The organism is Thermicanus aegyptius DSM 12793 (assembly GCF_000510645.1).
Taxonomy (GTDB): Bacteria; Bacillota; Bacilli; order Thermicanales; family Thermicanaceae; genus Thermicanus; species Thermicanus aegyptius.
Genome location: NZ_KI783301.1, coordinates 1,690,118 through 1,711,634, shown reverse-complemented (window position 1 = coordinate 1,711,634; position 21,517 = coordinate 1,690,118). Strand labels below are relative to the sequence as shown.

The window sequence follows — 21,517 nt, the reverse complement described above, 5'->3', positions numbered from 1 at the left end:
TCTCCCGCAAACTCCTTTTCTTTATTTTACGGAATAAACGTTCTTAATTCAACAAAAGCGAATGCAGTTGAGATAAAATTTCCCCCGCTTTTCCAAAGACGCGGAGGTCAAGTTGATCATCGAGCAGTGTGGGTTCCATGTTGATTAATGCTTTCTTACCACGGGAGTAAAAGGGGATTTGATTAAACGGACTAACGTTTAAACTGGTCCCGATGATGAGTATGAGATCCGCCTCACTTGCTTCCTCCACCGTTTTTCTCCATTCCTCCTGGGGAAGCATTTCTCCGAAGAGAACTACGTTGGGACGTAGAGGGCCTCCACACTGCGGGCATCGTTTACCCGCCAAAAAACTCTCTTCACCGGCAGGGTGATCGCAACGGGCACAGCGAAAGGTGCGAATGTTGCCATGAAGTTCATACACGTTCCGGTTTCCTGCAAGTTGGTGAAGACGGTCAATATTCTGGGTTGCGATGAGATGAATCCTCCCCTCACTCTCCCATTGGGCGAGAATCTCATGCCCTTTATGAGGTTTCACCTTCTTTAAATCCTCAATCCTTCGCTGATAAAATTGATGAAAGGTTTCATAATGATTTTCGATCGCCCCTACGGAGGCTACCTCTGCCGGATCGTAATGGGCATAAAAACCGTTTTTTGATCGGAAATCAGGAACACCGCTTTCCGTGGACATGCCTGCCCCTGTTAAGACGACGGTCTTCTGCGAGGCGGATATCCACTCTTTTAACATTTTCAAGGGATCCCCAGTTTCCATGTTCTCCACCTCTTTCTTATCTTCAAAGCTCGCTAGATGTCCATTTCATTCAGAATTTTTCTCAAAAGCAGCAACTCATCCTTGGTTAAGGTAATTCCCTTACTCATCTTTTCATGATCAGGTGACCAATCCCTTATATCGTATTTAGCCTCCTGATTATTCCAGCTGATCAGGTTCAGCTCTTTCTTCCATCCCTTTGATCCTTCCGAAAGGATGCCGATTCTCTTTATGATTTCGTACCGAATCTCCGCCATTGCTTTTCCCCTTTCTCCCTCTTATTTTGATTATACCACACCTCTTTCTCCCTGGCGGAGGATTTCCCATCCTTCCCCACCGATCTCCCGTCTACCCGCATTTTTTTACGAAGATTTAGCTCACCCCTCCCCTTCATCTTGAAGTGTACCGGCACCTTCATAATGGGCCGCCCAGGAACGTAAGAAATCTTTCATCTTTTTTCTATAATAGGCAGGTTCCAGGATTTCCGCTTTCGGACCGTACTGGTACAGCCAACGTAAAAACTCCTGATCCTTATTTACCACCACTTCAAATAGCAAACCTCCATCCTCCAAATCGGTCATCTTCGGGGACAGATAAAATTCTTCCTCTTTGACATAACGGGCCACGTCTGGAGAAAAGCGTACTTTAAACGGGATGGTGTCATGCCCCCGTTCTATGGACCACGTATTCTCAAGATACTTTCTCACATTAAACTCATTTTTTTCAAACGTTTCCTCCAATACGGAAATCTCTTTAAAACGGCTGACGCGGAAGATTCGCATCCCATTTTTTATATGGCAAAAACCAAGAAGATAAAGGCGAAACTCCCTGGGAATGAGATAATAGGGATCGATCAAACGAATTGAAGTTTCGTTTCGGCTCTGGGTATGATAGACCGCCTGGATCCTTTTTTGCTTCAGAATGGCCTCTACGATCGGGATCAGCATATGATTTTCTCTTTCCTGATTTAATGCTATAGTCCCCATTTGGATCACATCCATCACCTGAGCAATAATGTCTTGCCTTGTCCTCTTCTCCTTATAGTAGACGGCCATTACCTTTTCGTAAGCCGAAAGAAATTCTTTGGGGAGGAGGTCCTTCAATTGGTTCATGACGGAGGGAAGCATGGAAAAGGCAAGAGCTTCTTCGTCGGTCCAATCCAATGGATAAAGGGAAAAGTGGGACTGAAATTGATACCCCCTCCCGCGGCCCATGCTGGAAAATGGTATTCCTGCCATACTTAGAATTTCCAGGTCGCGATAGATGGTCCGTTCTGTCGTTTCACACCTTTCGGCCAACTGCTTCGCTGTCACCCCCGGGGTTGATTGAATCAGAGTAACGATCCTAAACAGACGAGCCAAACGATCGCTCAAGCCGGATCCCTCCCATCATTCGATCCCTATTGGATCATTTTTTAAAAAAAGGAGAAACTATTCCTATTGAGTCAAACCGACGAAAGGAGAATTCACATGAATCTTTATCAGCTGTGGTGGGAAGAATTTGTTCGGCAATCGCTGCTTTCCATTCCCTATATGGAACAGTACCGGCCGGAAGATTGGGAAGAAATAAAAACGTTACATGCAGTACCGCTTTATTCATCTTCTCCTTTTACATCCTCCCGCGAAACCGGATCTCATCACCTTGATGGTACCCCATCCGAATAAAAAAGCCAACCGCTTTCCTTTCTGGAAGGAAAGAGCTGGCTTAAAAGGCTCGTGAATCTTTTATATGGTAACCGTTGTTTTTGCCGTCGTTTGCTTTCCGGGAACTTTCGTCCTTTTAGCAAAGAAACTTCCTTTATCCCAGAAATTTTCTTCCGAACAACCGAGGCAGATGTTCCCCGCCTGTATGGGGAACCCCGTTCCCCCATTCCATAGGAGTTCCGCGCAGGAATTAAAGGTACTCGTGCCCCTACATCCCAGTTTAAATAGACAGTACCCCGCCTTGGCCCCTTCATCATCAAAGGATTCTGCGAAGAGACCTTGGTCAAAGGCGGGCCGTCTATCGCACACTTCATGAATCCGATGGCGATAAAAGATTTTAGGACGCCCTCGCCGATCCAACTCAGGCAGTTCACCGGTAGCAAGGATATAAGCGATCACCCCCACCATGACTTCTGCAATGGGGGGACAACCGGGAACGAGAATCACCGGTTTTTCTTCTCCAATAAACTGACGAATAGGGCGAGCTCCTGTGGGATTGGGGAAAGCCGCCGCAATCCCTCCCCAAGAAGAACAGCTTCCATATGCGATCACCGCCCTCGCCCCGCGAGCCGCCTCCTGAAAAATTTCTAAGGCCGGCCTTCCACCGATCATGAGATATCGACTATCCTCAGGAATGCTTCCTTCTACCGCCAATAAATATTCTCCACGATATTTCTCCATGACCGCCTGTTTGGAGGCTTCCGCCTGCTCTCCCGCTGCAGCCGACAACACCTCCGTATAGTCCAAAGAAATGAGATCAAATAGGATGCTTACCGGACCGGGCGATGTGCTCCGAATAAAGGACTCCGTGCAGCCCGTGCAATCTTGAAATTGCATCCAGATCACCGGAACGCGGGGTTTTTCTTTTAAGGCTTTCACCATCTGATCCCGCATGGAGGGATCCATCCCGCCTAAAAAGGTAAGGGAGGTACAGAGATTGAGAAACTCCTCTCCCCCTATGCCCATCTCCTCGGCTGCATCATATACGCTCTTTTTCTCTCCCATCATTTCCACTCCTATCCCTCGGATTCTATATTGTGATTAAATTCACAAATATGCCTCATAGAATCCCTTTATTTTCATTATACGCTCTTTTATGATGGAGAAATGTAACAAAATGCCAACATTTTATAAGGGATTCTCCACCTATACATAGTGAAAAATTTCACGTTTATAGCTCTATATCCAAGATCTCTTCCCAATCAATCCATTCCTTCCCTCCATCTCCCAAATCAAGGCAAAGGCGGGGAGGAATCGGAGCCCATTTCTCGATCAGTCCGATCCTCTCTATCTCCCGATCAGGGGCATAAAGGAGCAGACGAACTTTTTTCCTTTCGGCCATTGCCTCTTGTACGATACGGTTTAATACTTCTATCTTTTGTCCATCCAGTATCGGTTTCTCCTTTTTTCCCAATTGCCGTTGATGAGCCAACAAGCGCTCCCGATGTTCCGGCAACATCATGCGCGAAGATTCCCATAACAAATTATCCCGGTCCATCTCCACATCTCCTTGTTTATGATTTAAAACGTCTATTGAAAACGTTCTTCCTTAAAACCTTACTGTTGCAAGAACCCTTCTTCCCCTCTATCGTCGGGGAATAGAACTATGCTTCGTGGCCTCCGATCTTCGTCGCCCGTTCATGAACCTGACCGGAAGCCGTGAGGGATACAGCCCGAAGGAGGCTGGTGGGGCCATGCTTCTCCCGGATGCTATCCATACAGTAACCAAGCTTCCATGCCTTCATTCGATCCCGGAAAAGGTTTAATTGATATTGGCCATCCTCTTCCAGATTGGTCACTCCCATTCCCACGCTGCGCACCGGTTCCCCATCCCAATGCTTTCGAAAAAGATGGATAACCGCCTGATATACCTCCATCGTTATATTGCTCGCATCCGTCAGGGTGTAGGAGCGGTGAAAACCGGTAGGACGATCAAAATCGGCACCCCGAACACTAACGCTGATCGTCCTTCCTCGAAGCTTTAAGCGGCGGAGACGGCGGCATACTTCCTCCGTCAATTCCAGGAGAATGATTTCAATCTCCCGTTGTTCCCGATAATCCCTGGGTAAGGTCATGGAATGTCCCACCCCTTTGCGCCCATTTAAAGTTTGGGGCGTTACGGGAGATGGATCGATGCCATTGGCACTTCTCCACAAAATCTCCCCATTTACCCCCCATCTCTTCTTTAATCGCTCTACAGGAATTTGGGCTAGTTGTCCGATGGTACGAATTCCCATATTACGAAGATGGCGGCGCATTCTCCCTCCCACTCCAAAGAGAGCCTCAATGGGAAGGGGCCACATTTCTCGACGAAAATTCTCCTCCGTCCACTGATGAATGCCGCTCTTTAACTTCTTCGCCTTATTATCGCAACAAATCTTGGCCAGCATCTTATTGGGGCCAATCCCGATTCGGGCCCGGACTCCTGTCTTTTCCCAAATCTCTTCCTGAATCTTTTTCGCCATCCTCAGAGGATTCCCTCCGAAGAGGTGAAGCGTATCGGTCACATCGAGAAATTGTTCATCGATCGAATAAGGTTCCACACGATCGGTAAAGGACTCAAAGATTTGCGTAATCTGGAGTGAAACGTCAATATAGCGGGACATATGGGGACGAACGACGATCAACTCCGGACAATGCTGGCGGGCTTCCCAGAGCGGCATCGCCGTCTTTACCCCACATGCCTTGGCCTGGGGGGTAGCAGCTAAAATAATCCCATGCCGCCTCTCCGGATCTCCTGCCACCACTACAGGCCTTCCCCGCAAGGCCGGTTCTGCCGCCACTTCCACCGAGGCAAAAAAAGATTCCATATCGGCTAAAAAGATGACTCGTGCTGCCATTCCTCTTCCTCCACTCTCACAGGCACTCTCACAGGAATATTTGTTCCTATTCCTTATCCTTATTATACTCAAAAGCAAAAAAAAGAGAACATTCGTTTTTGCTCTCATATATATTCCAATATTGGTAAATATGGTAAATCGGAGAGATGTAAAAAGACCCCGCTCTAAGAAAACGGGGCCTTCCAATCTTCTAGAAATTAATCAAAACCACGAGGTGCCGAAGATCTTCGTCAGGAAGATGGTGATCTTACTCATCTGATCGGTGAACAGGAGGATTCCCATTAAAATCATCAACCCGCCACCGACTTTTGCAATCAAGTTAGAATATTTCAAGATCGCCCGTGTGGTTCCGATGAAGAAAGCGAGAAGGATGAATGGAATAGAAAATCCTATGGAATAAAAGAGAGTATAATAGAGGGCTAAATCCGGTTGGGTTGCTCCCAAAGCAAGGATGGACCCCAAAATCGGTCCGATACAGGGAGTCCACCCGGCTGCAAAGCTAAATCCAATAAAGAAAGAACCTAAATATCCGGCGGGCTTATTCCTGATCTCCCAGCGATGTTCACGCATAAGAAAATCGAATTTTAACCACCCGATCAAGACAAGCCCCATCATGATGATGAATATTGCGCCGATTTGGCGTATGAGGCCATTATACGTTTGAAAGAGATCCCCGATAAGGGAAGCCCCAAAGCCCATCATCACATAGATCAGGGAGAGGCCCGTGACAAAAAAGAGGGTATGAAGCAAAACCTGCTTACGAATTCCCGTTTTATCTCCTTCTTTTAAATCAGCCACCGAAACCCCCGAGATATATGAAAGAAAAGAGGGATAAAGAGGAAGAACGCAGGGAGAGAGAAAAGATATGATCCCTGCGGAGAAGGCTAACCAAACGGTAACTTCACTCACGGCGCAACCTCCTTTCCGTTAAATAAGAAAAGATGAGATAAAAGAAGAAGAGAAGCATGATCAACCATTGTGTAAAAGAAAATCCCCAAAAAAGGCGGCTGAACGAAAGACTTTCGATCAACAGGAGACCTCCGGCATAAAGGGGCAAAAGCCAGGCTTCTAAGTTCCGGTTCCATTTCATGAAATGGAGAAAGGTAAGGCCAAGAATCCCTCTGTATAAACCGACATATTGCCCTTCATAAACCTCAAAGCGAAGAAGAGAATAAAGGGTGTAACCGAATGAAAAGAGAAGGATCAAATAAATCCAATCTTCCTTGATTGTCCCCCAATTGTTCCTGTGTTTAAACAGGAAGTAAAGGAGGGCTAGGAACAGCCCGACAATAAATCCGATCTCCCCACTATTTAAGATCCAAAGATCAAAAGGGCGTAAAAGGAGGGTGGGAGTGAACAGCAAAGGTGTTAGCTTATATCCTGCGAGGCCGATCAACCCCATTCCAAACCAGAGGTCCATTTGGACGTTTCCCTCTTCCTTGGGGATATAAAGGATCTTAACCAACCAGCCCCCCACCGCAAAACTGCCGATGAGCATCAGAAGGGGAATATCGATCATGATGGTCTCCTTTTTTTCATTTCAAAATCGATTGCATGAGCGACTCGGTCATCTCTGCGGTCATCGGTCTTGTTAATCGCTCCACGATCATTCCTTTTTTATTGATGAAAAGACTGGTGGGCCAACCTGGAACCTGATACAGGTCATTCACCAGATTTTTCTTATCCAGGTAGACCGGGAAGGTTAATTTGGCTTCCGCTATATACGCTTTTAAATCTTCCAACGTATCCGCTTCAATCGTGTTGATCATGACAAACTGAATCTGATTGCCATACTTTTCGTAGGCCGCTTGAATATGAGGCATCTCCGCTCTGCAAGGGGGACACCAGGAAGCCCAGAAATTAATAAAGATCGGCCTGCCCTTCAAGTCGGCCAAGTTTAGCGTATTTCCTTCCATATCTTGAATGGTGAAATCAGGGGCTTGATACCCTACGATGGGTTTCACCTCCACCGACCCCGTCTTGCTCGTGTTAAAGTAAAAGGTCGCTCCTACCAATGCCAACAGAACGATGATTGAGATGATCGTACGTTTCATCCTTTTCCTCCATTACAGAGACATATACAGCATAGGGTATTATATCAAAGAAAAGAGAATTTGGGGAGACTTTTTGGGAATGAACTCATCATTTCGGTAATATTTGTGCGATATTTTCTTCTATGGTTGTTTCTTTCATCTCTCCCAGGATCACGTTCTTCACCTTTCCTTCCGGATCGATAAAGATCGTACGGGGCAGAGGATCTGTCTTATAAAGATTGGTCACTTCAAAATTTGGATCCAATCCGATGGGATAGGTCACTCCCAAACGATTGACATATCCCTGAACGGTAACCCTTCCCTCCCCCGTATTAACTCCTATTACAACCAATCCTTGTTCCTTATACTTTTGATATTGCCTCTCTATCGCAGGCATTTCCCGAATACAAGGAGGACAATAAGTTGCCCAAAAATTTACAATCACCCCTTTTCCCCTTTGCTCGCTTAAGGTGAAACTACCACCCTGTAATAACTTTATTGTAAAATCGGGAGCTTCTTTACCCACTTTTATAGTTTCCTGTGCTTGTGCCAAGTTATAATAAACCACCCATCCTGTGCCCCCTAACAGCAAGAGGAGGATAATCCATTGAAACACCCTATTTTTCATTCTAATCCCCTTTCACTCCCGGTTGTCCTCTTATCCCCTCCATCTTATCATGAAATGGGAAAGTTGAAAATTAAAAAAGCCCCATGGGGGCTTTTAAAAGAGCTTATTTGCAAAAAATATGTTTACCAATTCGTTTGATTTGTGGGCGGGACCAAATCCATGCGGAAGTGGCGGTTGCAGGGTTAAAATAATAGATCGCTCCCCCCGATGGGTCCCATCCGTTAATCGCATCTAGCACGGCTTTCTTCGCCGTTTCATTCGGCGTAAGCCAAATCTGTCCATCCGCTACCGCCGTAAAAGCACCCGGTTCAAAAATAACCCCTGCCGGTGTCTTAGGAAAGGAAGGGTGCTCCATTCGATTTAGAATGACGGCTGCCACAGCCACTTGCCCCTCATACGGCTCGCCTCTGGCTTCTCCATACACCGCATTGGCCATAAGGCGGATGTCGTTTGCTGAAAAACTTCCGGTAGAGACACGGGCTACGCGGCGCGTTGGCGTTCCGCCGGCAGCGGTTCCTCCGGGACGCCAATTTTTTGTTGCCTTCCAAAGCTTATACTTCGTTTTGCTCCCCACGATTCCGTCCACTTTCATCCCAAAATTATATTGGAAATTCCTTACTGCCCAATAGGTTCGCCAGCCAAACACACCATCTATTTTGCCTGTATAATATCCAAGATACTTCAACCGTCCTTGCAGTTCATAAACATCTCCCCCTCTGGCTCCCACGTACAAGGTTTGTTTTCCAAAGGCAGCGCTTCCTTCCCCTTTATATGAGGAGGGGATGGGGGAGACTAAAATAAAGAGAATTCCCACGGTCAGGGCAAGGATAACCAATAGAAGGCGTTTCAACATGTGATCCTCCTCCAAAACGTTAGGTTCTATACGGATTCAAGGAATTTCTATTTGGTATCCTTCCCTGTTTTACGGATTATTACCCAATTATAATAAGAATTGAAGTTTTCTCTTCTCCGGATGCATAACGGGATACATGGGGAGAGAGAAGACCCTTTTTAGCGCCTCTTGAGTAAATACATCGTTGGGGCTTCCAATATAAGCCGTTTTTCCGTCCTTTAATAAAAGAACATGATCGCAGAAGAGGGAAGCAAGGTTAATATCATGCATAACACTTACCACCGTAAGCCCATTTTCCTTCACTAAGGTATAAAGCTCCTGGAGAATCTCCATTTGATAATAAAGGTCCAGATGGCTGGTAGGTTCATCGAGGAGAAGGAGGGTCGGCTTTTGCGCCATTACCCTGGCGAACATAACCCGTTGTTTTTCTCCTCCGCTTAAATGAATAAAAGGCTTATCTTCCATTCCGCGCAATTGAAACAGATGAAGGACTTCTTGAAGAATTTTTTCATCCTCTTTACTCCAGGAAGAGAACAGAGCACGCCTGTGGGGATAGCGCCCCATGGATACCACTTCCCGTACAGTGTAGCCATAAGGAATAAAATGATCTTGGGGAAGAAAGGCGACAAGACGGGAGATTTCCCGTCGGGAATAAGAGGAGATCGTCCTCCCATGAAGCAGGATCTCCCCTCCCATCAACGGAATAAGACCTGCAAGCAGGCGCAAAAGGGTGCTCTTTCCGCTTCCATTTCTCCCAAGTATTCCAAAAAACTCTCCCTGTCGCACATGGAAGGAGACCTCTTGGATCATTTTCTCTTCTCCATATCCCCCCGATGCTTGATTAATCTTGAGCATCACTCTATCTCCCCTCCTCTTTTCTCAGCAGAAAATAGGTAAAGACAGGAGCCCCAATCAGAGAGGTTACCACTCCGATGGGAAGTTCGTTCGGTGCTGAGATCGTACGGGCGATTGTATCCGAAACGATGAGAAAAATTCCACCCCCAAGAAAAGATAAGGGAAGGAGATGCAGATGCCTGGGGCCTGCGAGCAGACGAATAAAATGAGGGACGACTAGCCCGACAAAGCCAATCACTCCGGCAACCGCTACCCCTGCTGCCGTCACCAAGGAAGCACCTATGATGATCCAACGCTTCGCTTGATCGGTTTCCACCCCAACCGTCTTCGCCACCTCTTCCCCTAGAACCATCACGTCAAGTTCCCTGCCCTTCCATAATAGGATTAAAAAACCGATCAGAATAATGGGTATAATGGGTAATAGCTCCTTCCATCCACGCATAGAAAAACTGCCCATCAGCCAAAAAACGATTTGTCGCAGCTCTTCCCCGCTTAGGGAGATTAACAGGGATATGAAAGCACTCACGAAAGAGCTGATGATGATTCCCGTTAAGATCAGCCTCTCCATCCCCCATCCTATCCCGTAATTGGCGATCGTATAGATCAGAAGGATGGATAGAAGGGCTCCGGCGAAGGAAAATAAAGGAAGCGTGAACCCTCCTAGAAATGCAGGGGGAATATGAAAAAAAAGGGCGATGACGGCTCCTAAAGAAGCTCCCGATGAAACTCCCAAGGTATAGGGATCCGCAAGGGGATTTCGAAGAAGACCTTGAAAAGCGGCCCCGGCTACGGATAATCCCCCTCCCACCAAAAAAGAGAGAAGAATGCGGGGAAAGCGGATCTGCCATACAATTAAATCCACGGTAGGATCAAAGGAGCTTCTCACCCAGGGAAAAAAATGTTCTCCCAATATTTGATAGACGGAAGCCATGGAAATGGGAGAACTGCCCACAGCGGCCGCCATTCCCATAGAAAGGATACCGGCACAACCCATGACCCCATATATAACCATCCATTTTTTCTTACTCATCTTTCTTCCCCTATCCTCCCCTATCCCATCCCGTGACTTACGTTTTATAAAAACGAAGCAAATGAAACGGAAGCACAAAAAAAGGATTTCCCCAAGGAAATCCTGTAAGCGGCAAACGTCCTTTTTAAGCATATCTTTCTTTAGATATTGAAGAAAAAGAAAGAGACGGATGGGAGACATCGCTGCTTACCCTTTTCCTCGAAGGGGATTGCGTGCATCATACCAAACAGGCAGGTCTCCTGACTTGCAGATCATCACCCTCTTCTCTCCCTTCCCATGCCGTAGACACAGTGGGTAAAAAAACGAGAATGGGCTAGCTGCTCACAGTGGCGGGACCGTGACGGATTTTCACCGGCTTCCCTTTTCACACTTGGCAAAACAAGTGACCTGTTCGGAACTATTTCCTCTACTTCATTATATCGAACCCTTCCGTTTTGGCAATACCTTTTATCCACCGCTAACAGGCGGGATAAAAGCAATCTCATCGTCGGGATGAAGAAGTTGATGCGGGAGGGCATATTCATGATTCACCGCCATCATCGCCTGAAAAAGTACCTCCTTCGTTTCCGGAAAACGCTCTGCGATGAAAAGACGCAAATCCTCTAAGGACATCCCTTCCCGATGCTCTACTTCAACGACTCCTCTCCCGATTTTTTCACCCAGACCTGCAAAGAATAAGACACGCACGATTGAATCCCTCCTTCTATCCTGAACGCTTCATTTCCCATCAACCAGGCCCATGGTCACGGATTGAAAAAGGAAAATCTAATCCCAACGACTTTCGGCTTCTTGATCTTCTTGTAACTGCTTTTTATAGACCAAAGAAGAAATCCAAACACTTATCTCATAAAGGAGAATTAACGGAATCGTAACGATCATATCGGAGACAAAATCCGCAGGGGTAACTACGATGGCGATGATGATCAGTATAAAATAGGCGATCTTTCTCATTTTCCGCAAGCGAAGCGGATTTAAGATGCGAAGGCGGGTTAAAAACATGACCACGATCGGCATCTCAAAGATGATGGCGATGGGCAAAAGAATATTAAACATAAACTCGAAATATTGATTAATCCCCAACATCATGGTGATCCCTAGCGAGGCGGAAAGGGATACCATGAATTGAATCATCATGGGAAAAAGGACAAAATACCCGAAACCAAGCCCTAAAACGAAGAGTAAGGTGGCGGCGGGGATAAAGCGAAGGGCGATGGCCTGCTCATTCTTTTTTAATCCCGGGCGAACAAATGCCCAGATTTGATATAAGAGAAAGGGAAAGGTGAGGACCAGGGAGATGATAAAAGCGATTTTCATGTAGACCATGACCGCATCCGCCAAACCAAAGGCATAATTCTCCAAATCCCTTGGCTGTAACCATTTTACTACCGGCTGAGCAACAACAAAACCTAAGATAAAGGAAATGATAAAATAGATCGTAACATAAATGAGACGATTTCTTAATTCGGTCAAATGACCCACAAGAGACATCTCCGATGGATCCTTCCCCATGTTTTCATGCTTTTCATCGCCCATGATTTCATTCATCGATGTCCGGTCTCCCCTCTGGATAAGATGTGATCTCCCGTTGATCTCCAATCCATTCCTGACCATCTTCCCATATTTCTTTTTTCCATATGGGAACCATCGCTTTGATTCGTTCAATGGCATGACGGCTTCCTAGAAAGGCCGCATCACGATGGGGGGAGCCTACCGCGATGACGACTGCCGCTTCGCCAATTTGCAAGGAGCCGACTCGATGAACGATCGCCACTCTGGAGCCAGGCCAATTTCCCCGAATCTCTTCACCGATTTCCTTCATCTTCTTTAAAGCCATGGGGATATACGCCTGATATTCCAGATAGAGCGTCCGCTTTCCTCCGGTCCATTCCCGCACCGTTCCGATGAAGAGGGTAAGAGCCCCCATCTCGGAACTTGTGACAAATTCCTGCAGAGGAGGAATCTCAATAGGGGCAGATTGAATGGCATAGTACCCCCACTCCGTCACGATGGAATCTAGCGGATCTGTCATTCCATTCCCTCCGTTTTCACTTAAGTCCTAATTTCTCCTCCAGGTGAGCCGCTATCTCATCCATCTGATCTCTCCGATAGACGGGATAAGAGAGCTCTTCCTCTAGAGGAAAAGTGGAGATCACCATCATGATTCCCATTAACTTCATAAGAAGCTCTCTCTCTTCCGGCTTAGACAAAAGAAGAATCTTAGGATGAGGGCTATCTTTAAATCCTTCGATCATGAGGAGGTCGGCTTTATCGATTTTGGAGATCACCTCTTCAAGGGTAAAATCGTGATCTTCTTCTTCCCATTGGATCAGTCGGTTGCCTGAAACGAGGAGGGTTTGGTTCGCCCCTGCATTCCGGTGCTTCCAAGTATCCTTCCCCTCTTCATCGAAAGAAATGGGATGAGAGTGATGTTTGATCGCAGCGATCCGATACCCCTTCTTCTGAAAATGTCGGATGAGGTGAGTGATCAAATAGGTCTTCCCGCTGTTTGCGTATCCTACCACTTGAATGATTGGAATCATGGATGCTCACATCGATCCAAAAAAAAGATGTCAATCTCGCTTCCTTTCTCCACTCCCTTCCCTCCTGCCGGGATGAGGGCGAGACAATTGGCCCGTTGAAGCGTGCTGGTAAGTGAAGATCGATCCGGACCCGCCAAAGAAACATGCAATTCTTTCCCATGGTAGGAATAAATTGCTCGAACATATTTGGGAAAGGCGGAAGGTTTCTTGATATCTTCGTCCAATATTCCCCGTGCTCTGGGCAGATGTGCCTCACTTTCCGGGACACCCATCATCATGAGAAGGGCGGGCCGGACAAAAAGTTCAAAGCCCACATAAGCAGCGCCCGGATTTCCCGAGAGCCCATAAAGGAGTTTCCCATCCAGGACGGCAACCGTTGTTGGCTTACCGGGACGCATGAGCAGTTTATCAAAGAGAACTTCCGCTCCTAACGCTTGGTACAAATCATACATGAAGTCGTAATCGCCCACGGATACACCACCCGTAGTAAGGAGAAGGTCTACCTGAGGGAGAATCTCCCGAACGCGTTCTTTCATTTCCTCCAATCGGTCGGCGACGATCCCAAAATGTTTCGGGACGGCGCCTACCCTCATCACCTGAGCGGTTAACATCGCACCGTTACTATCTCGGATTTTTCCCGGTTCGAGAAGACTCGATACAGGCAAAAGCTCAGACCCTGTGGCTAAAATCCCCACAACCGGTTTTTTGAACACCTGACAATTCCCATAGCCATACGTAGCGAGGAGGGCTATTTCACCCGGACCCATCCTTTTCCCCGGTTGAAGGAGCACCTCTCCCTCCTTCACATCTTCACCGCGATATGAGATATCCTCACCTGGTTTCATCTCTTGTAAGACCCGAATCATCTCCTTCCCATTTTCCGTTACCCTTTCCGTCTTCTCAAACATGACGACGGCATTCGCCCCTTTCGGAATGGGAGCTCCCGTCATGATGCGAATGGCTTGACCCGATGAAAGACGATGGCGTGGCACCGAACCTGCCCCTACCGTCTCGATCACCTCGAGGAGTATCGGATTATGGTGGCTCGCACCTTTGGTCTCTTCCGCTATCACGGCATATCCATCCACCCCAGATTTATCAAAGGGGGGAACCGTATGATCAGCCACTAAAGATTCGGCAAGAATTCGCCCGTACGCATCATCCAAAGGGATTTCTTCCGTTCCCAAGGTTTTTACGTTCCTCAAAATACGTACAAGCGCTTCCTCAACAGGAATGGGTTTTCTTTCCCTTAACATCTTAACCCTCCTCACCCTTCATCGTGGTCAAACCCTCGTTCATCCGCCTGCCGACGAAAAATGCCGCTTTTCCCTCCCTCTTTAAAAAGAAGTTGGGTTGGTCCTAAGATGATTTCTTTGTCGATGGCTTTCACCATATCATAAATGGTAAGACCCGCCACCTGCACTGCGGTAAGTGCCTCCATTTCGACCCCCGTCTTTCCTTCTGATTTGACGGTCGCCTCAATCCGAATGGCGTCTTCCTCTAAGAACTGAAACCGGATATCGATCCCTGTAAGGGGGATCGGATGACACATGGGGATCATTTCCCATGTCCTTTTGGCTGCCATAATTCCCGCGATCTGAGCAACGGATAGGACATCCCCTTTCTTCACATTCCCGCTTCGTATGATATCTAAGGTTTCTTTTTTCATGCGAACCAAACCGATAGCAACCGCCTTTCGTGAGGTGACTTGCTTCTCGGTCACATCCACCATATGGGCGTGGCCTTGGGCATTAAAATGAGTCAGTTCATTTTCTCCAAACCTTTCCATCTCTCATCCACCCCCTCATACCCCCATTATGACATGAACGGCTCACAAAGGGAACCGAAATTCCTACTTTATTCCCCATTGTTCCATTTTTCTACATCAATGAAGAATCTCTTGCTTCGTCGGGTGAAATCAACTCCATGTACCGATTGACCAATTCTTCCGCATGGTTAACCAGAAGCAGGATCTCCTCTTGCGTTGCATGATCGATATGAATTCCGATCGAAACAGAGACGGTCCGTTTCAGGAAGGATGTGAGGCGTTCGGAGATCTTTTTCGCCAATTCACCTTCCTTATGATGAGGCAATTGGATGCTTTCCGTACGCAGGATCCCTTCATCCCAATAGGAAACAGCCACGGCCCCAATGTGAGGGACCGTTCCTCCTCCAATGAGAACTTGAAGGTCCTTCCCCCATTCACGAGCTTCCATCCAAACCCTGTACGGAGGTTCCCCATAGGATAAAGATTTCACATGTATTCACCTCTTCGAAAAATCCCTCGCTTCATTTTCTTCATTTTCGAGGAAACCTTTTAACCGGAGTAAATCCTCCGGCCAGGGAGATTCCATTTGAATGGCCTTCAACGTCCGCGGGTGCAGGAAATGTACCCTACTCGCATGGAGAGCCTGACGCTTCATCCAGCGCTTTTCGCCACCATATAAATCGTCGCCTAACAAAGGATGACCTAAGTGGGAAAAATGGACGCGAATTTGGTGTGTCTTGCCTGAGAAGAGTTCCGCTTCAACCCAGGTGACGTTCCATTTCGGATAACGTCTCCGCACTCGGAATTTCGTTCGGGCAGGGGGGCCCTCTGCAAGTATGGTTCGCTTAATGATCGACCCCTGAGCAAGTCCGATCGGAAGCTCAATAAATCCTTCCTCCTCCGCCAGCAAACCGTGGACAAAGAGATCATACCATTTCCGGTACTCTCCCTGTCGGTATCCTTCGCTTAAGAAATATTGGGCATACGCATGTTTCGCCACGATAAGGATGCCGGAAGTCTCTTTATCCAAGCGATGAACAAGTCGAACAGGGCGCATCTCCCCCTTTTTTTCCCAATAATAAGAGATGCCGTTGGCAAGCGTTCCGGAAGAATAATTGTAGGTGGGGTGCACCGCGATTCCTGCCGGCTTATTGATGAGAAGAAGATCTTCATCCTCTAGAAGAACGGAGAGCGGAATAGGTTCTGGCGGCACGATTGGAAGCGGCGGATCCGGGAAAAGAATCTCAACCCGATCTCCTTTTGCCACCCTTTGGTGAACCGTCGCCCTTTCCCCATTTAACAAGAGTAACCCTTCCCGTTTTATGCGACGAAGGAGAGAGACGGAAACCCGTTTTGACTTTAAGTATCCTTTTAACTGCCATCCCTCTTCCCCATCATCCACGTGAAAAAAAAGACGAGTTTCCATGACCGTCTACTTCCCCATTAACCGGAGTCGTGTCAACCAAAATACAAGGAGATTCCCTATTTTAGGAATTCGCTCCAACTCCCTCCGCTCTACGCCTTTCAGCAGGAGGAGGAGGATTCCATAGACGACAGATCCTATGGGGATGAGGAGGAGAAGGCGAATTGCAGCTTCCAGCCGGGAGAAATGAGGTAAAAGCCCGAGGGCAAACCCTTCCTCTAGCATAAGGAGCGCCGCTGCCATTCCCGCAGTGGCAAGAGCAGGGCGGAAGAGCAAGCTCCCCCAAGAAAAGTCCCGACCTAAAAACCGTTGGAGAAGGATCGCGTTAAGTACGAACAGGAGCATATAGGAGAAAAAGGTGGCTAAGGCCGCCCCATTAATTTGGTAAAGGGGAATCAACCAATAGTTGAGCAGGATTTTAATAAAGAAAACAATTCCCAGGAGTAATGCGGGCAAATAGATCTTTCCTACCCCTTGCAAGATCGATACGATGGTGATTGCCATGGTGAGAAAAAAGGAGGTAAAAGATAACAACGACATGGAGAAGGAACCATCGGAATCTCCAAAGAAAAAGATATTAATATTCTCCGAGAGGAGAGCGAGTCCGGCCGCTGCAGGTAGACCAAATAAAACCGTAATTTTAAGGGCTAATGAAGAGGCATAAACGACATCCTTATGATTCTTGGTCTGATCCGCTTCGGCCAGGCGAGGGATGAGGGATAATCCTAATGAATTGGCAAATATGGTTGTGAATTGGACAAAAGGAAGACCACGGCTATAGACGCCAAACGCCTCCTTCGCCTGTTCTAAGGAACCGGTCGCCCATTGTAAAAGTTTGATTCCTGTAAATGAATCGGCAAGTCCCAATAGGGGTACCATTAAGGCGCTTAAGCTAACCGCTATGGTATAAAAGACGATTTGCCGGAACAGATGTCCGTTGGATAGGGAAGTTGATCTCCCTTCTCTATGCTTTAGGAACGTTTCTTTTGCCTTAAATCTCCTTGCCGAAATCAGCAAGTAGAGAAAACTGGCAAACACGCCAACCACGGTACCAAACGTAGCTCCGGAAATGACCACATGGAGCGGGAAACCTGCTTTTACCAAGAAATAGGCCAAGAAAACAATGGTTAACACACGAAAAAGCTGCTCCAGGATTTGTGAATTGGCAGGAGGGGCTTGATCCTGGTACCCATAAAAATAACCCCTGAGGATGGCCAACGTTGGAACAAAGAGCAAGGCAAAGGAGACGGCGCGGATCGATGTGGCCAGTTCCCCCCAGCCGACCATACGGGCAATTTGATCTGCTCCCAAGAAGAGAATGAGAAAGGATACAAACCCTACGCTATTTAAAAAGATGAAGGAGAGCAAAAGGATTCGCCGTATCTCCAGATAGGTTCCGCCCGCCAAATGTTCCGAGATCATCTTGGATAAAACGATGGGTATCCCTGAAACCACTAAAATGACGATCGTCGTATAAATGGGATAAGCTGCCGTATACATAGCAAGGCCTGTATCCCCAGTCATTTGCTGTAAAGGAATCCGATAAAACATGGAGAGGATCTTTGAAACTAAGGCTGCGATGCTCAATAGGAGAGCTCCATGGAGAAAATGCTTTTTCGTCAAGGCAGTAACATCCCTTCATCATTCGACCAACGAACAGATTGCCCACTCATTCTATCATGGGGATTTACGTCGAATCAAGAGCTCTCTCCATCATCCTCCTCCATGCTCTAGTTAAGTCTTCTCCTTTGATCCTCCGCAGAAGCATGGATATTAGAGAAAGTTAAAAGGATCCGTCCTTGCTTCAGAAGGAAAAATCTCTGTTTCCAGGTCTACTTCCCTGATCTTTTTCATCAGGAATTGGGTAACCCCTTCCTTCATGATTTTTTCCATGATATGCCCCCCATCGATCAGGGCCAGATTTCGGCTCATGGCCTCATGGGCATCGTGGTATCCAATATCTCCCGTTATGTAAACATCCGCCCCTCTGTTAGCCGCCTCGGCGATGAAATCTCTTCCTGATCCTCCCAACACCGCGACCTTTTTCACCAGGCGGTTCGTATCGCCCACCATCCGAACCCCTTGAAGCGAGAATCTTTCTTTTACCTTTATGGCTAACTCTCTGAGGGAAAGGGGGGGATCCAATCTACCGATGCGACCCACCCCATATACCTTGCCCGTTTGTTCCACAGGATAAACATCATAGGCAACTTCCTCATAGGGATGAGCTTTCAGCATGGCGGAAATCACCTTTTTCAGCGAATCTTTCCGAATAATACTCTCCATGCGAATCTCCGATACCTTCTCCACCCTTCCCTCCTCCCCAATAAAAGGATGACTTCCTGCTCGCGGGAGAAAGGTCCCTATCCCCTCAGCTTGAAAAGTACAATGGCTGTACTTCCCGATCCAGCCGGCTCCGGCCTCGGTTAAGGCTTGAAAGACCTGCTCTACATAGTTCTGTGGGACGAAGACGACGATCTTACGCAGCTCTTCCGTATAAGAGGGAGAAAGGACTTCCGGATCGATCAGTCCAAGGCGGTCTGCCATGAGGTCATTCATCCCCCCTTCGGCAGCATCAAAATTGGTGTGGCAAACATAAACGGCAATATCGTTTTTAAGAAGCTTACTTACGATTCGTCCCTGGGAAAGGTCGGTGCGAATCTGTTTTAACGGATGATAGATCAGCGGATGATGGGAGATGATCAGATCTACTCCCTTTTCAACCGCTTCGTCTGCAACGTTTTCCAGAAGATCAAGGGTAACCATGATGCGTCGGATCGGCCGGTCGATTCGGCCAACCTGAAGCCCTATACGATCCTCGGGCATCGCCAAGTGCTTAGGAGCCCATTCTTCCATCCATTGGACCAATTGTTCTCCCCTAATCATCTCAATACCTCCTTGATCCATTCCCTTTTTTTTTGAAAGGCGCGCCTTTTCTCCCGGGCCATCTCTGTTTCTCCATGACGAAGGGAGGATAAGATTTTCTCCACTTTTTCCAATTCCCTCTCCCATTTCTTCAAAAATGCCTCTCCTTTTTTCTGCAATAGATAAGGGCCAAACATCCATTGGTATTCAAGGGGTAGGGATAATCGTTGATAAGGTAGGGGACCTGTCCCAGGAACGAAGGAGAGGATTTCATAAAACTCCCCTCCATCCTCTACGATCACTTCCTCGACAAGCATGAAGCCATACTCCACCCCAAAGCGGCGAAGTAGGGGAGCATCGACATTGGGTTGAAGGAGGAGAGCTTTCACTCCTTTCAGCCGTTCCATTCCATTTACCAAGATTTGTCGAATTAAAGCCCCACCCATCCCGGCAATCACAACGACATCCACTTCTCCCGAATCCACAGCAAGTAGTCCGTCCCCCTTTCTTAAGGAGATCTTGTCCGTAAGCCCCGAATTTTCTATCTGTTTTCGGGCTGCTTCAAAAGGTCCCTCGTTTACTTCTACACCAATGCAAAAAGGAGAAATTCCCGACGTAACTAGATATACTGGAAGCAAGGCATGATCCGTACCGATATCTGCCACCCTGGCACCTTGGGGGATGCGGTCGGCGATACACCGTAACCGTTTCGACAGTTGTCTCATCTTGCCGCTCCTCCCCATGAAATAAACGTTTCCTTCACGTCTTCAATCATCCTCAATCCATCGAGCGAATCCTTTTCGTTTTTATGCAGGTATCTTTTCGTTCCTTATTTTCCTTCCGCCTACCATTATACGGATTCTGTTCCATCTTTCCAACTGAAAACATGTTGTATGCGGTGGCTTAATCCACCACACCATCACAAGCCTAATTGCCTGGCGATCACCAGATGCTGAATTTCGGAGGTTCCCTCTCCAATTTCCAATAACTTCGCATCCCGATAAATCCGTTCCACCTCAAATTCCCGCATATATCCATAACCACCATGGATTTGGATCGCTTCATCGCTCACATCCACCGCCATCTCGGAAGCATACAACTTCGCCATTGAAGCCTCCTTCGTAAAGGGTTTCCCTTGATCCTTCAACCAGGCTGCTTTATACACCATATTACGAGCTAATTCGATCTTCATAGCCATCTCCGCCAGCTTAAACTGAATCGCTTCAAACTTGGAGATGGCGGTGCCGAACTGAACCCTTGTTTTGGCATAACGAAGCGCTTTTTCAAAAGCGGATTGAGCAAGGCCTACCGCCATCGCTGCGATGCCGATTCTTCCCCCATCCAACGTGATGAGAAATTGTTTTAATCCTTCCCCTTCAACCCCCAAAAGGTTTTCGGTTGGCACAGGAACATCTTCCAGGATGATCTCCGTCGTATTTGAAGCGTGTAGTCCCATTTTTTCATAAGAGGAACGGATGGTAAGCCCAGGGGAGTCGGTGGGGACAATCATAGAACTAATCCTTTTTCCCTTCTCACTCTTTCCTGTCACTGCGGTTAAGGCAATAAACTTCGCATAACCGGCGTTGGTGATAAATACTTTAGTGCCCCGGATGCGGTACTGATTCCCAATTTTTTCGGCCATCGTCTCCGTCCCTCCGGCGTCGGAACCGGCATGAGGTTCGGTAAGAGCAAACGCGCCTAAGGTCTCACCCCGGGTGAGTTGAGGAAGATAACGTAATTTCTGTTCACGGGTGCCAAAAAGATAGATGGGGGCGGCTCCCAGAGAAATGTGAGCGGAATAGGTAATCCCTAACGAGCCGCAACCTCGGCTTAATTCTTCAGTGGCGATGGCAAAGCTGATCGTATCCGCTCCGGCTCCTCCATACTCCTCGGGAAAGGGAAGTCCCATTAACCCAAGCCGAGCCATTTTGTGAATAAGCTCCAAAGGGAATCTCCCTGTACGGTCCCGTTCCACAGCGCCTGGAGCCACTTCCTCTTCGGTAAATTGACGCACCAGATCTTTTATCATCTTCTGTTCAACGGTAAGCTCAAAATTCATTTCATCCCCTCCGAAAGAAAGCGTTTTCTTGCTTACCTCATTTTATGATGACAATGATGATTTATCAATCTTTTTTATCTCTTCTTTCTTTTGTGCATATTCCTTTTTTATGCGACTCATTTGTTATTATTTGCTTTTTATATAAAAATAAGGT

Annotated in this window: 26 protein-coding genes and 1 riboswitch; all 26 genes read right to left on the bottom strand. The window is 47.3% G+C overall.

The window, feature by feature from the left end:
• Positions 1-43: 43 nt before the first annotated feature.
• Positions 44-769 carry an SIR2 family NAD-dependent protein deacylase gene (locus THEAE_RS0109200; RefSeq protein ID WP_211233495.1) on the bottom strand — a complete coding sequence of 242 codons (726 nt, stop codon included), beginning with the start codon at positions 767-769 and terminating at the stop codon, positions 44-46.
• Positions 770-801: 32 nt separating this feature from the next.
• Positions 802-1,023 (bottom strand): YdbC family protein, encoded by a 222-nt coding sequence (locus THEAE_RS0109195; RefSeq protein ID WP_005585459.1) that lies wholly within the window; start codon positions 1,021-1,023, stop codon positions 802-804.
• A 120-nt stretch (positions 1,024-1,143) separates the two neighbouring features.
• Complete coding sequence (locus THEAE_RS20560) at positions 1,144-2,139, bottom strand: helix-turn-helix transcriptional regulator (RefSeq protein WP_039944401.1); 996 nt, start codon at positions 2,137-2,139, stop codon at positions 1,144-1,146.
• A 34-nt stretch (positions 2,140-2,173) separates the two neighbouring features.
• Entirely contained in the window at positions 2,174-2,365 is a 192-nt protein-coding gene (locus tag THEAE_RS22975; protein ID WP_156920587.1) for a hypothetical protein, read from the bottom strand.
• Positions 2,366-2,490: 125 nt separating this feature from the next.
• Positions 2,491-3,474 (bottom strand): hydrogenase small subunit, encoded by a 984-nt coding sequence (locus THEAE_RS0109175; RefSeq protein WP_156920586.1) that lies wholly within the window; start codon positions 3,472-3,474, stop codon positions 2,491-2,493.
• 166 nt (positions 3,475-3,640) lie between these two features.
• Positions 3,641-3,967 carry a YolD-like family protein gene (locus THEAE_RS21995; protein WP_052329890.1) on the bottom strand — a complete coding sequence of 109 codons (327 nt, stop codon included), beginning with the start codon at positions 3,965-3,967 and terminating at the stop codon, positions 3,641-3,643.
• A gap of 106 nt (positions 3,968-4,073) precedes the next feature.
• Positions 4,074-5,309: a DNA polymerase IV gene (locus tag THEAE_RS0109165; protein ID WP_005586219.1), complete on the bottom strand. Its 1,236-nt coding sequence runs from the start codon at positions 5,307-5,309 to the stop codon at positions 4,074-4,076.
• Positions 5,310-5,510: 201 nt separating this feature from the next.
• Positions 5,511-6,218: a cytochrome c biogenesis CcdA family protein gene (locus THEAE_RS0109160; protein ID WP_028987248.1), complete on the bottom strand. Its 708-nt coding sequence runs from the start codon at positions 6,216-6,218 to the stop codon at positions 5,511-5,513.
• Positions 6,211-6,828 carry a hypothetical protein gene (locus THEAE_RS0109155; RefSeq protein ID WP_028987247.1) on the bottom strand — a complete coding sequence of 206 codons (618 nt, stop codon included), beginning with the start codon at positions 6,826-6,828 and terminating at the stop codon, positions 6,211-6,213. Before THEAE_RS0109155 ends, THEAE_RS0109160 begins: the two co-directional genes overlap by 8 nt.
• 16 nt (positions 6,829-6,844) lie before the next feature.
• Entirely contained in the window at positions 6,845-7,363 is a 519-nt protein-coding gene (locus THEAE_RS20550) for a TlpA family protein disulfide reductase (RefSeq protein ID WP_051430743.1), read from the bottom strand.
• Positions 7,364-7,451: 88 nt separating this feature from the next.
• Positions 7,452-7,970, bottom strand: a complete 519-nt coding sequence (resA, locus tag THEAE_RS0109145) for a thiol-disulfide oxidoreductase ResA (protein WP_005586213.1) — start codon at positions 7,968-7,970, stop codon at positions 7,452-7,454.
• 103 nt (positions 7,971-8,073) lie between these two features.
• Entirely contained in the window at positions 8,074-8,823 is a 750-nt protein-coding gene (gene sleB, locus THEAE_RS0109140) for a spore cortex-lytic enzyme (protein ID WP_005586212.1), read from the bottom strand.
• Between the two features lie 87 nt (positions 8,824-8,910).
• Positions 8,911-9,678 (bottom strand): ABC transporter ATP-binding protein, encoded by a 768-nt coding sequence (locus THEAE_RS20545; protein WP_156920585.1) that lies wholly within the window; start codon positions 9,676-9,678, stop codon positions 8,911-8,913.
• A 4-nt stretch (positions 9,679-9,682) separates the two neighbouring features.
• Complete coding sequence (locus tag THEAE_RS0109130; RefSeq protein ID WP_028987245.1) at positions 9,683-10,708, bottom strand: FecCD family ABC transporter permease; 1,026 nt, start codon at positions 10,706-10,708, stop codon at positions 9,683-9,685.
• Positions 10,709-10,920: 212 nt separating this feature from the next.
• Positions 10,921-11,114: riboswitch (cobalamin riboswitch) on the bottom strand.
• Positions 11,115-11,155: 41 nt separating this feature from the next.
• On the bottom strand, positions 11,156-11,395 hold the full coding sequence (moaD, locus tag THEAE_RS0109125) for a molybdopterin converting factor subunit 1 (RefSeq protein ID WP_052329888.1): 240 nt from the start codon (positions 11,393-11,395) through the stop codon (positions 11,156-11,158).
• A 78-nt stretch (positions 11,396-11,473) separates the two neighbouring features.
• A complete protein-coding gene (tatC, locus tag THEAE_RS0109120; RefSeq protein ID WP_245605548.1) occupies positions 11,474-12,253 on the bottom strand; it encodes a twin-arginine translocase subunit TatC in 780 nt (259 codons plus the stop codon).
• Complete coding sequence (locus THEAE_RS0109115) at positions 12,246-12,737, bottom strand: molybdenum cofactor biosynthesis protein MoaE (RefSeq protein ID WP_005586208.1); 492 nt, start codon at positions 12,735-12,737, stop codon at positions 12,246-12,248. The genes tatC and THEAE_RS0109115 overlap by 8 nt, the downstream gene beginning before the upstream one ends.
• A gap of 16 nt (positions 12,738-12,753) precedes the next feature.
• Complete coding sequence (mobB, locus tag THEAE_RS20540; protein ID WP_052329886.1) at positions 12,754-13,248, bottom strand: molybdopterin-guanine dinucleotide biosynthesis protein B; 495 nt, start codon at positions 13,246-13,248, stop codon at positions 12,754-12,756.
• Positions 13,245-14,504: a molybdopterin molybdotransferase MoeA gene (locus THEAE_RS0109105; protein ID WP_028987241.1), complete on the bottom strand. Its 1,260-nt coding sequence runs from the start codon at positions 14,502-14,504 to the stop codon at positions 13,245-13,247. Before THEAE_RS0109105 ends, mobB begins: the two co-directional genes overlap by 4 nt.
• An 11-nt stretch (positions 14,505-14,515) precedes the next feature.
• Entirely contained in the window at positions 14,516-15,037 is a 522-nt protein-coding gene (gene moaC / locus THEAE_RS0109100) for a cyclic pyranopterin monophosphate synthase MoaC (RefSeq protein WP_005586206.1), read from the bottom strand.
• A 91-nt stretch (positions 15,038-15,128) separates the two neighbouring features.
• The gene (gene lpdD, locus THEAE_RS0109095) at positions 15,129-15,506 is read right to left on the bottom strand and encodes a prenylated flavin chaperone LpdD (RefSeq protein ID WP_005586205.1); all 378 of its coding nucleotides are present in this window, start codon (positions 15,504-15,506) and stop codon (positions 15,129-15,131) included.
• A 6-nt stretch (positions 15,507-15,512) separates the two neighbouring features.
• On the bottom strand, positions 15,513-16,442 hold the full coding sequence (locus THEAE_RS20535) for an RluA family pseudouridine synthase (protein ID WP_005586203.1): 930 nt from the start codon (positions 16,440-16,442) through the stop codon (positions 15,513-15,515).
• A 6-nt stretch (positions 16,443-16,448) separates the two neighbouring features.
• Positions 16,449-18,062 carry a putative polysaccharide biosynthesis protein gene (locus tag THEAE_RS0109085; protein ID WP_028987239.1) on the bottom strand — a complete coding sequence of 538 codons (1,614 nt, stop codon included), beginning with the start codon at positions 18,060-18,062 and terminating at the stop codon, positions 16,449-16,451.
• A 150-nt stretch (positions 18,063-18,212) separates the two neighbouring features.
• Positions 18,213-19,325 (bottom strand): Nif3-like dinuclear metal center hexameric protein, encoded by a 1,113-nt coding sequence (locus tag THEAE_RS0109080; RefSeq protein ID WP_245605547.1) that lies wholly within the window; start codon positions 19,323-19,325, stop codon positions 18,213-18,215.
• Positions 19,322-20,029: a tRNA (adenine(22)-N(1))-methyltransferase gene (locus tag THEAE_RS0109075; protein ID WP_028987237.1), complete on the bottom strand. Its 708-nt coding sequence runs from the start codon at positions 20,027-20,029 to the stop codon at positions 19,322-19,324. Before THEAE_RS0109075 ends, THEAE_RS0109080 begins: the two co-directional genes overlap by 4 nt.
• A 194-nt stretch (positions 20,030-20,223) precedes the next feature.
• Positions 20,224-21,363, bottom strand: a complete 1,140-nt coding sequence (locus THEAE_RS0109070) for an acyl-CoA dehydrogenase family protein (protein ID WP_005586196.1) — start codon at positions 21,361-21,363, stop codon at positions 20,224-20,226.
• Positions 21,364-21,517 lie beyond the last annotated feature (154 nt).